Source organism: Gordonia sp. (in: high G+C Gram-positive bacteria), from assembly GCF_020438995.1.
Classification (GTDB): domain Bacteria; phylum Actinomycetota; class Actinomycetes; order Mycobacteriales; family Mycobacteriaceae; genus Gordonia.
The window spans coordinates 1-15,010 of record NZ_JAGQTN010000237.1 but is presented as its reverse complement, the minus strand read 5'-3'; the positions used below and the strand labels follow the sequence as shown (position 1 = coordinate 15,010).

12 protein-coding genes and 1 pseudogene are annotated in these 15,010 nt (G+C 68.6%); 6 read left to right on the top strand and 7 right to left on the bottom strand.

The features are described from left to right. Positions 1-16 precede the first annotated feature (16 nt). Genes purT through KDB67_RS16715 form a run of 3 tightly spaced genes read right to left on the bottom strand, consistent with a single transcriptional unit; the run spans position 17 to position 4,527 of the window. Positions 17-1,576, bottom strand: coding sequence for a formate-dependent phosphoribosylglycinamide formyltransferase (purT, locus tag KDB67_RS16725; protein WP_366852439.1), 1,560 nt, complete (start codon positions 1,574-1,576; stop codon positions 17-19). Next, a complete protein-coding gene (locus KDB67_RS16720) occupies positions 1,573-3,207 on the bottom strand; it encodes an adenylate/guanylate cyclase domain-containing protein (protein WP_291017948.1) in 1,635 nt (544 codons plus the stop codon). The genes purT and KDB67_RS16720 overlap by 4 nt, the downstream gene beginning before the upstream one ends. A gap of 33 nt (positions 3,208-3,240) precedes the next feature. Next, positions 3,241-4,527 (bottom strand): adenylosuccinate synthase, encoded by a 1,287-nt coding sequence (locus tag KDB67_RS16715; protein ID WP_291017946.1) that lies wholly within the window; start codon positions 4,525-4,527, stop codon positions 3,241-3,243. 107 nt (positions 4,528-4,634) lie between these two features. Here KDB67_RS16715 and KDB67_RS16710 point away from each other — a divergent pair, with 107 nt between their 5' ends. Then, entirely contained in the window at positions 4,635-5,261 is a 627-nt protein-coding gene (locus tag KDB67_RS16710; protein WP_291017943.1) for a hypothetical protein, read from the top strand. 34 nt (positions 5,262-5,295) lie between these two features. On the opposite strand, the gene KDB67_RS16705 is transcribed toward KDB67_RS16710, so the two are convergent. Then, complete coding sequence (locus KDB67_RS16705; protein ID WP_291017940.1) at positions 5,296-6,234, bottom strand: cation diffusion facilitator family transporter; 939 nt, start codon at positions 6,232-6,234, stop codon at positions 5,296-5,298. 88 nt (positions 6,235-6,322) lie between these two features. Beyond that, positions 6,323-7,687: an alpha/beta fold hydrolase gene (locus KDB67_RS16700; RefSeq protein ID WP_291017937.1), complete on the bottom strand. Its 1,365-nt coding sequence runs from the start codon at positions 7,685-7,687 to the stop codon at positions 6,323-6,325. Between the two features lie 176 nt (positions 7,688-7,863). Here KDB67_RS16700 and KDB67_RS16695 point away from each other — a divergent pair, with 176 nt between their 5' ends. The 4 genes from KDB67_RS16695 to KDB67_RS16680 all read left to right on the top strand — a co-directional run bounded on the left by KDB67_RS16695 (position 7,864) and on the right by KDB67_RS16680 (position 12,169). Beyond that, the gene (locus KDB67_RS16695) at positions 7,864-9,636 is read left to right on the top strand and encodes a serine/threonine-protein kinase (RefSeq protein WP_291017934.1); all 1,773 of its coding nucleotides are present in this window, start codon (positions 7,864-7,866) and stop codon (positions 9,634-9,636) included. Between the two features lie 44 nt (positions 9,637-9,680). Next, positions 9,681-10,547, top strand: a complete 867-nt coding sequence (locus tag KDB67_RS16690; RefSeq protein ID WP_291017932.1) for an SGNH/GDSL hydrolase family protein — start codon at positions 9,681-9,683, stop codon at positions 10,545-10,547. 176 nt (positions 10,548-10,723) lie between these two features. Beyond that, entirely contained in the window at positions 10,724-11,410 is a 687-nt protein-coding gene (locus tag KDB67_RS16685; protein ID WP_291017930.1) for a DUF3558 family protein, read from the top strand. Positions 11,411-11,539: 129 nt separating this feature from the next. Continuing rightward, positions 11,540-12,169 (top strand): hypothetical protein, encoded by a 630-nt coding sequence (locus KDB67_RS16680; protein WP_291017927.1) that lies wholly within the window; start codon positions 11,540-11,542, stop codon positions 12,167-12,169. A gap of 20 nt (positions 12,170-12,189) precedes the next feature. On the opposite strand, the gene KDB67_RS16675 is transcribed toward KDB67_RS16680, so the two are convergent. After that, on the bottom strand, positions 12,190-13,347 hold the full coding sequence (locus KDB67_RS16675) for an FUSC family protein (RefSeq protein WP_291017924.1): 1,158 nt from the start codon (positions 13,345-13,347) through the stop codon (positions 12,190-12,192). Further along, positions 13,307-13,783, bottom strand: coding sequence for a DUF3151 domain-containing protein (locus KDB67_RS16670; protein ID WP_291017922.1), 477 nt, complete (start codon positions 13,781-13,783; stop codon positions 13,307-13,309). Before KDB67_RS16670 ends, KDB67_RS16675 begins: the two co-directional genes overlap by 41 nt. 170 nt (positions 13,784-13,953) lie before the next feature. On the opposite strand from KDB67_RS16670, the pseudogene KDB67_RS16665 reads away from it, so the two are divergent. Continuing rightward, positions 13,954-15,010: pseudogene (locus KDB67_RS16665) on the top strand (hypothetical protein); the annotation flags it as partial.

Sequence of the window (15,010 nt, the reverse complement as noted above, 5' to 3'; positions counted from 1 at the left end):
GACAGGCACTTTACCCTCAAAATTGTACGGGGACAAGGCGTGGGCGTCGCACGGAGAAGACGGGGGCGGAGCCGCTGGCGGGCGGCGGCACGGCACGGCGTGGTGCCGGTTCGGGCGAGGGCGCGAACGGTGTCGGCGTGGTGATCTTCTCGGCGCGGCGGCCCGCGACCGGGGTGACCATGGCCGCCGCCGACTTGGCGCGCCGGCGGGCGGTCTGTACGTCGTCCGCGGTGGCGGTGACCACACCCATCCGACGACGGACCTGGCTCTCGGGCTTGCCGAACAGCCGGACATCGGTCTCCGGCACCGCCAGCGCACGAGCCACGTTCTCGAACCCGATCGCGGTGCCCTCGATCCCGCCGTAGATCACCGCCGACGCGCCGGGCGAGGCGAGGGTGACGTCGACCGGCAGACCGAGGATGGCCCGTGCGTGCATCTCGAACTCCGAGAGCCGCTGCGTGGCCATCGTCACCAGACCGGTGTCGTGCGGACGGGGGCTGACCTCGGAGAAGTAGACGTCGTCGCCCTTGACAAACAGCTCGACTCCGAACACGCCGCGCCCGCCGAGGTTCCCGTCGCCGAATGCCGACGCGACGCGCGCCGCGATCGAGGTGGCGGCGCCGAGCGCGAACTCGGGCATCTCATGCGGCTGCCAGCTCTCGACGTAGTCGCCGTCGACCTGACGATGCCCGATCGGGGCGCAGAAGTGGGTGGTCAGCTCACCGGTCGCGGGATCGAGGGCCCGAACGGTGAGCAGGGTGATCTCGTAGTCGAAGTCGATGAAGCCTTCGACGATCACCCGCTGCCCCGATACCCGGGCGCCCGTGTTGGCGATCTCCCACGCCTTGGCCAGATCGCCCGGGCCGCGCAGCACGCTCTGCCCCTTGCCCGACGACGACATCACCGGCTTGACCACACACGGATAGCCGACCTGCTCGGCGGCCACCGTCAGCTCTTCGAGGGTGTCGGCGAACAGGTACGGCGACGTGGGCAGACCCAGCCCTTCGTCGGCCAGGCGGCGGATGCCCTCGCGGTCCATGGTGGCCACGGCGGCCTTCGCCGACGGGATGACCTCGGCGACACCGTCGGCCTCCACCTCGGCGAGCGCGCTCGTGGCGATGGCCTCGATCTCGGGCACCACATAGTCGGGCTGGTATTTGTCGATGACGGCCCGCAGCGCGGCCGGGTCGGTCATATTCACGACCTCGGCGTGATGGGCCACCTGATGGCCGGGCGCGTCGGCGTAGCGGTCGACGGCGATGACCTCGACACCGAGCCGCTGGAACGCGATGATGACCTCTTTGCCCAGCTCACCGGCGCCCAGCAGCATCACGCGCGTGGCCGACGGCGACAGCGGGGTACCGAGCAGTGACGGCGGTCCGGCCTGTGGTTGGCGCCGCACCGGATCCGCGCCGTAGGCGACCGTCTTCTCGGCGGCAGCGGCCCCGGCAACGGCGGTCCCGGCATCGCGGCCGACCGGCACGGAACCGAGCCGCGCCACCTCGGTCGCACCCTCGGCGGGCGGCCGATCATGGCTGTAGCCGTTCCGGCCACGCTCCTCGTCGTTCGGTGTCATGGTCTTGATCGTACCGGTGCCGAGCCCGCTGATCGCCCTTCGATTCGCCGCTCACCCCTTCGGTCTGCATCCGGCCGGGGCGCGGGCCCCGGGATACCGCCGAAAACGACTGTCGGTTCGAGCCTGCCCCGCAGCGTGACCGCGTCGAGCTCTTCCCACAGACGTACCTCGGCCGCCCCCGACTCGGTGGACAGCGCGGCCTCGATGGTGCGCTGGGATGCCAGCGGCCGGCGCGGATCGCGTTTGGCCAGCTCCGACAGGCGCGCGCTCTCGTTGACAGGGTCGCCGATCACCGTGTACTCGAAGCGTTCGATGGCGCCGACGTTGCCGGCGACCACCGGCCCGTACCCGACGCCGATGCCCGCCGAAATCTCCGGCACCGCCTCCGGCAGCCGGTCGGCGATACCACGGGCCGCCGCGAGCGCAGAACCGGCCGGATTACTCAGCGCGATCGGGGCACCGAAGATCGCCAGCACGGCGTCGCCCTCGAACTTGTTGACCAGACCGTCATGCTCGATGATCTCGTCGACGATCACCGCGAAGAAGTCGTTGAGCAGCCCGACGACCTCGGTGGGGCTGCGGTTGGCGGCCAGCGTCGTCGACCCGATGACGTCGATGAACAGGGAGGCGACGGTGCGTTCGGCGCCACCGAGTTCCGGGTCGCCGGCGAGGGCGGCCTCGGCCACCTCGTGGCCGACGTGCCTGCCGAACAGGTCGCGCATCCGTTCGCGTTCGCGCAGGCCCGTCACCATGTCGTTGAACCCCGCCTGCAGGTCGCCGACCTCGGTGCCGTCGTACACCACCACGTCGGCGTCGAGGTTGCCCTTGCTGACCCGGTTGAACGCCTTCTGCATCGTGCGGATGGGACCGACGATGCTCATGCTGCCCAGGATCGTCAGGATGGGACCGGTGGTCAGGCCGACCACCGCCAGGACGACGACGCCGACGAACAGCTCGATCTTGGTGGTCTCGTCGCGGAACACCCCGAACAGCCCCACCAGCAGGATCCCCACCAGCGGAATCGCCGACCCGGTGATCCAGGCCAGCACCCACCTCGCCCGCAGACCGGACCGCTTGCGACGGCCATACCCATAAGTGATGAGGTCGGCGGCGACCGGGCGCAGCGTCAGCTCGATGAGGATGTAGCCGATGCTGACCACGACGAGTGCGGCCAGGCCGAAGACGAAGATGATCTTGGGGATCAGCGCCGGTTCGAGCACGCCGTAGGCGATGGTGAAGATCACCAGGCCCACGAACCACAGCATCGCCTGGAACGTCGTCAGCGTCCACGGCAGACGTTGGGTACGCATCGCCTCGGCCCGCGTGGGCTCGCGCTCGTGGATGTTCCACTGCAGACGGCCGACCGCGAGGACGGTGCAACCGGCGATGCCGACGACGAACGCCGTCGACACATAAATCGGTAGTGCGATGAAGTTGACCCACCAGAGTTTTTCCACCAGCACCGGCGGGTCGGGGATCCCGACCAGCACCAGGGCCAGCGCAATGGATACGCCGATGGCGTTGGCGACGATCAGGCAGAACGTCAGCAGTGTCTGGATGCGGACCCGCTGACGCAGTGCCGTCTCACCTGCCGATCCGAGCAGGATCGAGCCGTAGTCGTCTCCCCGCATGTGTGGCTCCCCGCTCCCCGCGTAGCTACGCGTTCACAGAATGTCGCGCCGGACGATGGTCTGGTCGCGGCCCGGACCGACACCGATGCACGACACGTGCGCACCCGACAGTTCTTCGAGCCGCAGGATGTAGTTCTGGGCGTTCTGCGGCAGATCCTCGAACCTACGGCAGTCGGAGATGTCCTCCCACCAGCCGGGCATCGTCTCGTAGATCGGTTTGGCGTGGTGGAAACCGGTCTGCGTCATCGGCATGTCGTCCACTCGCTCGCCGTCGACCTCGTAGGCCACGCAGATCGGCACCTGGTCGAGGCTGGAGAGCACGTCGAGTTTGGTGAGGAAGTAGTCGGTGATGCCGTTGACGCGGGTGGCGTAACGGGCGATGACGGCGTCGAACCAGCCGCAGCGCCGGGCGCGGCCGGTGGTGACGCCCACCTCGCCGCCGGTCTTGGCCAGGTACTCGCCCCATTCGTCGAACAGCTCGGTGGGGAACGGTCCCGACCCGACGCGCGTGGTGTACGCCTTGAGGATGCCCAGGACCGTGGTGATCTTGTTGGGGCCGATACCCGAGCCCACTGCCGCGCCGCCCGCGGTGGGGTTGGACGAGGTCACATACGGGTAGGTGCCGTGGTCGACGTCGAGCAGAGTGCCCTGCGAGCCTTCGAGCAGCACCGTCTCGCCGCGTTCGAGGGCCTGGTTGAGCAATAGCCGGGTGTCGGCGATGCGGTGTGAGAAGCCCTCGGCCTGCGCGAGCACCTCATCGACGACGCGGGCCGGTTCGAGCGCCTTGCGGTTGTAGATCTTCACCAGGATCTGGTTCTTGAGTTCGAGCGCCGCCTCGACCTTCTGGGCGAGGATCTTCTCGTCGAGCACGTCGGCCACCCGCACGCCGACGCGGGCGATCTTGTCCTGGTAGCACGGTCCGATGCCGCGGCCGGTGGTACCGATCTTCTTGTTACCCAGGAAACGTTCGGTGACCTTGTCGATGGCCACGTGATACGGCATCAACAGGTGCGCGTCGGCGGAGATCATCAGGCCGGTGGTGTCGACGTCGCGTTCTTCGAGGCCGGAAAGCTCCTTGAGCAGCACGCCCGGGTCGACCACCACACCGTTGCCGATGACGTTGTTGACACCCGGGGTGAGGATGCCCGACGGGATCAGATGCAGCGCGAAGGTCTCCCCCGACGGCAGCACCACCGTGTGGCCGGCGTTGTTGCCGCCTTGGTAGCGCACCACCCACTGCAGTCGTCCGCCGAGCAGATCGGTTGCCTTGCCTTTGCCCTCGTCGCCCCACTGGGCGCCGATCAGGACGATCGCGGCCATGTTGTCCAAGCTCCTTTGTGTTCTGGTGAACGAAGGAAACCCTACTACCCGGCGCCACGCTGCGGCGGCAGTGCTCGGACTTGGGTGACACCGATAGTCTGGGCGGCGTGCCGATCGCCGTCCTAGAGCAGACCTGCAGGTTCGACGACAAGTCGGCCGTCCGCGCGCTGGTTGCCGACGCGCTCGACGATCCGTCGCTCACCCGGATCGTCATCCGAGGCGGATCGGACAATCCGGACGCGTTCGCGGCGGCGGTGCTCGCCCGGCTGATGATCGCCGAACGTCTCGACGTCGAGGTGGCCTACGCCGCCCCCGCCGCGACCCGCGCCACCAGCAGATACGGCCTCCCGCACGGTCCCGCCGCCGAACAACTCGCGACCACCGGCCGGGCCCGGGCGGTACCACTGATCCGCGACGACGCGGCAACGGTGCTGCTCGGCCGGGCCCGGCAACTAGGCGAGGGCGGCGCCAAGCTGCACGGGGAGACCTACGTCGACAACACCCGGCTGTTTCTCGGCGAGACCCGCGGCATCATCGTCGAACCGCTACCCGAGGCGCCCGGCGTACGCGCCCGGCTCGACCATCCGCTGCGACGCCGATGGCACACCGGCCGCGCCGCGCAGACCGGCGGCACCAACCTGGTCGTCGAACGCGAGGGCGTACTCACCGACCGCACGGTCAAGCGATCGACGTTCTACCGCCACCACATCGACCTGCTGCTCGTGCTGCCATAAACCCCGACAAACCTGACAAACCCAACAAGCAGAGCTACCAGGTCAGTTCCTCGTGGCAGCGGGTGCTCTGGTCGGCGGGATCGACCTGGATGGTGGCGTGGCCGAGGCCGTGACGGGTCAGCACCTCGCGCGCCGCCTCCAGGACCGTGCCGTTGGATTCGGCGCTGGCCAGGTGCACCGTCGCCACGTCCATGCCGGTGGTCAGGGTCCACACGTGCAGGTCGTGCACATCATCGACGCCGGGGATCGCGGCGAGCTCGCGGCGTACCTCGTCGACGTCGATGTGCCGCGGGGCCTGCTGGCTGAGGATGCGGGCGGCGTCCAGGAGCAGGCTCAGCGCCCGCGGCACCACCCACAGGGCGATGCAGACGGCCACCACGATGTCGGCGTAACCCCAGCCGGTGGTGATCATGACGACGCCGGCAACCAGGACTCCGACACTGCCCACGGCGTCGGCGAGGACCTCCATATAGGCACCGCGCACCGCGATCGACTCCTTGGAGTCCGCCCGTAACAGGAACATCACCGCGACATTCACCGCCAGCCCGATCGCGGCGACGATGATGAGCGTGGCACCGGGTACCTCGGGGTCGGTGCCGAGCCGTTCGATGGCCTCGTAGAGGACGTAACCGGCCACCCCGAACAGCAGCAGCGCGTTGATCGCGGCGGTGAACACCTCTGCCCGGTGCCAGCCGAAGCTGCGGGTGCCGGTGGTCTTGCCGTGCCGGGCCAGCAGCAGTGCGACCAGTCCCATACAGAGCGCCACGACGTCGGTGAGCATGTGCCCTGCGTCGGCGATGAGGGCGAGGGACCCGACGACGATGCCAGTGATCAGCTCGACGACGAAGTAGCCGCCGATCAGCGCGACACCGAGCGCCATCGGCCAGATACGCCGATTCGGCGCTGAAGCACCTGCCCCGTGAGAGTGCGAATGCGAGCCGTGCGAGTGGGAGTGCCCGTGTGAGTGACCCATGACCCGAAATATATGCGAACTTCCGCATGTGTCGCAAGGGTGTGAGGCCCACAAATTCAGGGTGACCTTAGTTGCCTGAACCGGGCAATCAATACACGGTCGAGGTGACGCACTCCCGCACACCGGGCTTGCCGGCGAACCGGTCCGCGGTCCACTCGACCAGCGGGTAGGTGACCGGACTGTCGGGCTCGATGATCTCGCCGTGGTCGACACCGCTGACCACGCGGTAGTCGATGACCTGCCCGGCCGCACAGCGCGCACTCACGAACTGGGCGGTCAGCGTCGGCAGCACGAGGGTGTCATCGCTCCCCTGCGCGATCAGCACCGGCACCGGCACCTTCCCGTCCGGCGCGTTGGCCACCAGGTGCCGGCGCAGTGCGGGCAGGTCGGGGTCGCCGATCACGAGCGTCTCCCCCAGGTCCCGGGTCAGCGCGGTCAACTCCACGGCGTCCCCGGGATCGAGCGGACACAACCCGGCCATGGCGCGGACCTTGTCCGCGATCTCCGCGGGCACCACCGACGAGAACCGGATGTCGGGAAAGTAGCGGTCGTACGCGGTGATCAGGAACGCCGCCAGCTGTTGGCCCTGCTCCGTCGATCCGCGTGCCTTCAGGAACATCGGCATGTCCGCCAGCGGCGCCAGCGCCGCCACCCCCACCAGGCGCACCCCGGGGGCATATCCGGAATCGAAAGCCGCTGTCGCAAGCGCAGATTGGCCACCCTGGGAATGTCCCCACACCACCGCCCGCCGACCGATCGACACGCCGTCGAGCTGCCGCACCGCCCGCAGCGCGTCCAGTCCGCTGCGCGCCAGCCCTGAGGCGATGTAGTACGGATGAACACCCGCCGAATCGGGCTGATAGTCGGGTGCCACGACCACCCAGCCGCGGGCCAGCGACTCGGCGATCGCCGGAATCAGTTTGAACGGTTCGGCCGTCGCCGACGGCATGCACTTCTGCTCGATACCGAGCGTCCCGTGCTCCCACAGCACCACCGGCCGCGGCCCGGCAGGCGGGTTGGCCGGCAGCAGGACGGTGGCCACCGCCGTCGTCAGCGCACCGTCGGGCATCGTGGTGGTGTAAAGGATCCTGCGGGCCGACGCACCGTCGGGAATCTGTTGGACCGACTGGAGTCCGTCCTCGCGGATGAGCACTCCCGGTGTCGGCGGGAGGGCGGCCGGGGCACGGTAGAAATCGTCGAGCGGCGCGGTCACCTCGGTGAACGGCGCCGCCGTCGACGGGACATTCGCCGACGGTGCTTTCGCTGACGGAACATTCGCCGATGACCGATGCGCGGGCGAGGCACCGGGACCCGGTTCGCCGGACTCCCCGCGCGAACACGCAGACAACGCCAGCACCGTCGACATCAGCAACAGAACCAGGCGCAGGCCCGTGCCCCGGCGTACGCCACCGCTGGAGCCGGGCGCTCCGTTCGCTTCCAGGACTGCGTTCACCAGCACATTGTGCACGGGCACCGGACAACAGGCGTGCCGGACAACCCCCGTATGATGTCACCCGTGCGGGCTAACTTCGGCGATGCAACCCGAGCCCGACAGCCCGGATATGCCTAATCTTGAGCGCGCTACCGCAATATGACCATGCCCTGAGTTCACGACGTCGGAGGTGGGCGATGTACCCCGAACACCCGTCGGTGATCGCCGGCTTCCAGATCGAACGAACGGTGGGCGCCGGCGGTATGGGCACGGTCTACGCGGCCCGCCACCCCAGGTTGCCACGGACCATCGCCCTCAAGGTCCTCAATCCGGCATTCGCCTCGGACACCATGTACCGCAGCCGTTTTCAGCGGGAAGGCCAGCTCGCGGCGAGCCTCGATCACCCCAACATCGTTCCCATCTACGACTGCGGTGAGGACGACGGCCGCCTGTGGCTGTCCATGCGGCTGGTGGCCGGGACGAACGCCGCCGAGTTGCTCGGCACCCACCCCGGTGGCCTCGACGCGAAGACGGTGGTATCGATCTGCGTCGATGTCGCCGCCGCACTCGACTTCGCCCACCAGCGCGGCATGCTGCACCGGGACGTGAAGCCCGCCAACATCCTCCTCGACACCTCTGCCAGCATCCCCCGCGCGATGCTGAGCGATTTCGGTATCGCCCGGGACCTGCAGGACACCGGGCTCACCGCCACCGGCATGGTGATCGGCACGATCGACTACTGCTCGCCCGAGCAGCTCGGCACCGCCGCCGACATCGGCGGCCGGGCCGACCAGTACAGCCTGGCGTGCACCGCATTCTTCCTGCTCACCGGCTCCAAGCCGTTTCCCGGCGCCACACCCACCGCGGTGCTCGCCGCGCACCTGTACGGCGAGCCGGTCCGGCTCACGCAGGTGCGGCCCGACCTCGGTCCGGCGGTGGAGAATGTGCTGTTGCGTGCGCTCAGCAAAGACCAGAACGCCCGGTTCGCCTCCTGCGGCGCCTTCGCCGACGCGCTGCGCCGGGCGGTGTACGAGGCACCTGGATCCGGTGCACCGACTGCGGCTCCCCCGGCTCTCGTGCCACCGAACCAGCAATACCCACCGACGCTGCAGACCACACCGCCACCGCACGTCCCCCCGCCCCAGTCCGTTGTCCCCAATCTGTACAAGCCGCACCCCGACCCGTTCCCGCCGACCGAGCGAGCAGTCACACCTGCACCGTACGACGGACGTTCCCCCGGATACGTCGGTCCGGTCCCGGGCTACCCCCCGCAGCCTCCTGTCCGGCGCCGCCACACCGCGCTGATGGTCGGGGCTGTGGTCGCGGCCGTCGTCGCCGTGCTGGCCGTCGCCGGTGTGGTGGTATTGAAGTCCGGCGACGAGCCCGCCACGACCGCCGAACCCGCTCCCGACAGCAGCCCGGCCGCAGCACCGCCGACGACCCCTGGGCCGATCAGCACACCGGTCACCACCACACCGCCCGCGCGCCAGCAGCACAACATCGCCCGCGGCACCACCGCCCTCGACCCTTGCCGGATCCCGGCGGAATTGTTGCGGGCCGGGCAGGTGACCACACCGCTGGAGGCCCGTGACGGCGCCGGGCAGATGATCCTGTGCGTGGGCAACGCCGTCGGCATCGTCGGCCCCGAGATCCTCATCGGCGGTTACGTGCGGGGGTCGGCGTTCGAGTCCACGATGCTGGGCAACTACGCGGGCGGAACCCCGACACTCACCGACATTCCCGGCTGGCGGCGCTACAACTTCACCGAGACCGATCGGCAGGTGTGGTGCAAAATGGGCTACCGGTCGACGAAGCAACCGGTGTTCACGCTGGAGATCGCCGCGATACTCGACCCCGGACCCAAGACGGTCCGAAACGATCCGGTCACCCGCGCCGCCCGGCAGACGGTATGTAACAGGCTCCCCGAGCTGGCCCGGGCCATCGACCCGGCCATGCCCAGCGGACAGTAATCTGATCAGGATACGGAGCGAGAATGCAGGTGCAGGGGTGTCGCGTGAGGCGATCGCATCAGGTGCGGGCACACCGCCGACGTGCCGGACGTGGGGTGGCATCGCTGATGCTGGCGGCGACGCTGCCAGTCCTGTCGATGACGCTGCCGGCCACGGCGTCGGCCGCGCCCGCCGGTGCCGTCGTCGTCATCGGTGATTCGTTCGCCACCAACCATTCCGACGACCTCGGCCCGGCCTGCGGACACAGCCCCACCTCATGGCCGGCCCGGCTGGCCCGGCGCACCGGTGATCATCTCATCAACGTCTCGTGTTCGGGCGCGAGCCTGTTCGGCCGGTACAACGTGTACGACCAGGCGAAGAAGGCTCAGAAACGCAATGGCTTCGGCCCCCGGACCCGCGCCGTCCTGGTGCAGCTCGGCTTCAACGACTGGAGCGGCAACCGGCTCCACGGGCGCTGCGTGGCAACCGAATGCGCCCACGACGGCAAACTGCGCACCATGACGGCCGCCACCTACGCCGGCCGGTTACGCGCGCTGGTCGACTATGTGCGGTTCTACGCGCCGAAGGCGGCGATCAGGATCGTCGGATATCCGGAGTTGTTCGCCGACGGCGCCCACAATCTGTGCACCAATGTCGCCGGCACGAAGATCACCAAACCGCAGACGCGGGCGGCGGTCGACGCCGAGTTGTCTCTGCGAAACACCCAGTCCGGAGCGGCGGACATCCTCGGCACCGGCTTCGTCGATGCCCGCGCCGTCACCGCGGGCCACGGAATGTGCTCGACCGATCCGTGGGTGCGCGGGGTCATGTATCCGCGGCCCGGTCTCGCCGAAACGCTCATGGTCCGTCACCCCACCGAACACGGCGATCTCGTGCTGGCGAAGGCCGTGGCCGACAGTCTCGACGGGTAGCCGGTCCGGGGCGTCGGTCGCACGCATTCATCTACCCGCGAAGCTCTGGTCGACGGGGGTCGCCGGGTCTAGACTTCTGTGAAAATGATTCGGGGACACCCAAATCCGGCATACAGGATAGTCAGCCCATTCAGCAGAATCCGGTCAGGCCGATGATCGGGGACCAACCAGCGAACATGGGGTCAACCAAAATGAAATATCGTCTGCGTACCGTGGCCGTGGCCATCGCCCTGCTGTGCGCCGTCCCCCTTGCCACCGGCTGCGACGACGCCGGCACCGGCACGTCCACAACCGCGTCCCAGGACGCGGGGGCAGACCTGTCGAAGGGCACCCTCGACACCGAGAATCCCGCCCCACCGGTTACCGCATCGGCTGGCGCAGACACCAGCGAAACCCCCAGCGGCACAGAGCCATCCACCGAGTCCGGATCATCCGACGAGTCCGGGTCATCGGACACACCCGAACCCACCACGACCGCGTCGGTCCCCGATCCGTGTGAGCTCCTGCCCAACACGCAGGTGTCCACTCTGACCGGCATGTCGGTGGACAGCGGTGGCGACGACGTCGGCGACAAGGATGCGCCCGAATGCCAGTGGCATCTGGTGGCCGAGCCCGGCGACGGTGCCGACTTCACCGTCAAGCTGTCCCCGACGACCCCCGAGAAGTTCGCCGAGGAACGCATCGCAGGGTCGGTGGACGTCGACGGCGTCGGTGACGAGGCGGTGGCGCGCGATTCCCGTCTGTACGTGCGCAGCGGCTCGACGTTGATCGACATCTATTTCCGGCGTTCGAGCGTGGACGACGCCACGGTACTGGCCACCCAGAAGAAGGTCGCCGGCGCCGTCGTGCAGAAACTTCACTAACCGGGCATACCGGGCTCAGGTCACACCCGTCATCTGTATGTCTGAACCTGTCGTTGACGTCGGCGGGCGAGTGTAAATTGCGGTGCACACTCGATCCCGCCCGGGGCCTGAACGCAAAGGACATCACCCATGAAGCGCGCCATCGTCACGGCCACCGCGGCCGTGCTCCTCGTCGTACCCCTGGTCGGCGGCTGTAAGGAGTCCACCGAGGTCGGGGCCTCCCCGTCGAACTCCAACGTGCTACCACCGGTCGGCGAGGTCGACAACAGCAACCCGGCGCCGCCGCCCTCGGACGACAAGTCCGCAGGCTCCTCACAGAGCGAGGAGAAGCCCGGATCACAGAATGAGGAACAGGATAAGTCCGGAGGCTCCTCACAGAACGAGAAGTACGACACCTCGAGCCCCTACGCTCCCGATGTGTGTGCGGCCATGTCGGAGGAGAAGGTCACCGAACTGACCGGCAAGCAGGTCGCCAAAGTCACCAAAGATGCCGGTGGGGAGAGCAGCTACCGGTATTGCCGCTGGGAATTCACCGACGGCAAGCTACTCGATGTCGTGGCGCAGGCCGGCACCAAGGAACTGAAATCAGACGAAAAGGTCAGCGATTATGTGAAGATCGACGGACTCGGTGACGCGGCCAACAATTACGCCGGTTCCGTCAATGTGCTGACAGGCTCCCTGCTGATCACGGTCTCCAGGACCGACCTCGCCACCCGCAAGAAGGTCGCCGCCTACCTCGTGGATCAGTGGGCCAACTGATCCACCCCCGATCATCGAAGTCAGTCGCGCAGCGTGGCGCGCGCCGATGACCGTTGCAGACCGGCCACCATCAGCAGGTCGACGATGAGCGAACGCAACTGCGCCAGGATCGCCGTCTCCGACATCGAGCTGTCGGAGACCAAGTCCGTCCTGGCCTTGCGTGCGATCGTGCGCAATACCCGCGCCGCGTCGGCCTCGTCGGGCTGCCCGCCCGGTGGCGCGACCATCATCGCGCGCAGCACCTCGTAGGCACCGCTCAGATCGTCGACGATCTCGATGATCTCCGGCCGCAGCGTCTCGCCCGACTGGGTCATCGTCAGCGCCCGCCGGGCGACGACGCGAAAGTTGCGGACGGAATTGTCGATGGGGTCGGCGGTGGCCGAAATCCGGCGCAGCCGGTGCCGCGAACTCCAGTACAGCGGCGAGATGGTGCTGATCTCCCGCCCGCCGGCCATGTCGGCGCGCATGGTGTTGATGTCGCCCTGCGTGCCGCGGGCCCGGGCCAGCACATCGGAGACCTGCTCGACGTCGTGGGCGCGCAGCCCGGCCGCGAGGTCGGTGGCGGCGTCGCGGATCGTCGCGAGCACCCCGGCGGCGTCGCGTCGGCTGCGCGATGCCGGGTTGACCGGCAGGAGCGCCACCACCAGGATGCCGACGACCCCGCCGACGAGGGCATCGACGGCCCTATTGATGCCCGCCGCGCCACCGGGCGGCAGCAGTGTGGCCACCAGCGCCGCCGACGACGCGGCCTGCATCGGCAGCAGCGGACCGTCGTCGAGGAAGACGGCGATCGACATCGCGATCGCCACCACGACCATGATCTGCCAGGTTCCCGAGCCGATCCAGGAAATCACCAGGTCGCCGGCGAGGATGCCGATGGTGACCCCGGCGACCAGTTCCACCGACCGGCGCCAGCGTTTGGCCAGTGACAGGCCGAGCGAGACGACCGCGGCGATCGGCGCGAAAAACGGCTGCTTGTGGCCGAGGGGACCGATGGCGATCCACCAGGCGACACCCGCGGCCACCGCACACTGGGTGATCGGGACCGCCGACAGCCACAGCCGCCGCACCCGCAGCGCCACCGGGGCGGGCAGGGCGTCGATGCGCCGCCTGATTCCGCGGCGCAGCCGGTGGGACCTAGAGGCCGAGTTCGGTGACGGCGTTGGGGTCGCTGTCATTGAGCAGGTCCAGGCACCGCAGATATTCGTTCTCTTCACCGATGGCGGCCGCGGCCCGGGCAAGGGCGCCCACACACCGCAGGAATCCCTGGTTCTGCTCGTGCGACCACGGCACCGGCCCGAATCCCTTCCAGCCGTGCCTGCGCAGCTGGTCCAGGCCCCGGTGGTAGCCGGTGCGCGCATACGCGTACGCCTCGATGACTCTCGTGACGTCCGCACTCGTGACACCGGCATCGGGATCCGGTTTCGGGGTGCCGGTGGCGATGCCGGCCTGGTCGAGCGCCTTTTCGGCGAGATAGGCCCAGGCGATCGACGCGGTCGGGTGCCCGGCGGCCACCGCTGCCGGTTCCGCGCCGTTGAGCAGGTCGGACTCGGCGTCGTCGTCGCCCGTGAGCAGCGTCGGTTGCGGGCCCAGCAGGTCTCCGAAAGAGGTCATCCACCCATTCAAGCAGGTATCCGGACCACTGCCGCGTCGTCCACGCCAACTATCCTGACGGTGTTCGCTAGTCTGAGGGACGATCATGCGGCGGTGCGCGGTGAAAGTCCGTGCGCGCTTGACCCGACTGTTCCAAGCGGACCTGAGCCCTACGGTGGTGAATCCCAGATATGCCCGGCCCCGACGGAGGCGACCGCAGCTACGCCGACAAGCGTAAAGAAATTATCGGTAAGGCGATCTCAGCATGGAATAAGCGCCGTAACCCAGGGGCGACCGGGCCCGCGTGGGCACCGCGCCGACCACAGGCTGGACGTCTGCAGACCCGGCCGGATCCGGCTTCGCTCACATCCGGTTCCCCCGTACCCGGTTCCCCCGTTCCGGAAACCACCACACCGCAGGCCCCGGCCGGTGGCGTCGGCGGACCGGACCGGCCGGTGACGACCAAGCCGTTCGCCTCCTCGACCGCGGAGTTGCCGGCGCAGGACCCGGCCACCCCCGGATCACCAGCGGCAGACCCCTCATCAGTCCGGACCGAACCCGATGGTCCGGACGCCGCGCAGGAGGCCCCGACCCAACCGGTTCCGGCCGCCGCGCACCTCATCCCCGCCAACAGCACCGGCCCCGATACGCGGCCGGGTTCCGGAGAGAACGTGACACACACCGAAGATCCCGCCGACTCCGACGCGGAGAAGTCGCCCGCCACGCCCAGCCGCAAGCCGTCCGGTGGCGTCGGCATCAACTCGGCAACGGTGGTGATCGGCAAGGACAGCCTCCCCGACTTCAGCGATCTACCCGCACTCGAGGACACCGAACTCGATGACAGCGGTGTGGACGCGCCCGAAGCCGCCACGCCCGCAGCTGCCACCCCCGAGGCTGACGCTCCCCAAGTCCCGGCGCCCGTCACCCCCACACCCGTCAAGCGGCCCCGCGGAGGTGGTTCGATCGACGGACCGACGGTTGCGATCTCCTCCGATGCACTCGCCCAGATCGCCGCGGCCACCGCCGCCGAGGCCGAGGCCGCCGGCGACACCCCCGTGGTCGCTGCCACTGATACGCCGGACGCCGAGGCGGAGAAGACCGCAGAGCCCGAGACGGCCACAGAATCGGAGGCGACCGCAGCGCCCGAAAAGCCCACAGAGCCCGAGGCGACCGCCGAATCGGAGGCGACCGCAGCGCCCGAAAAGCCCACAGAGCCCGAGGCGACCGCCGAATCGGAGGCGACCGCAG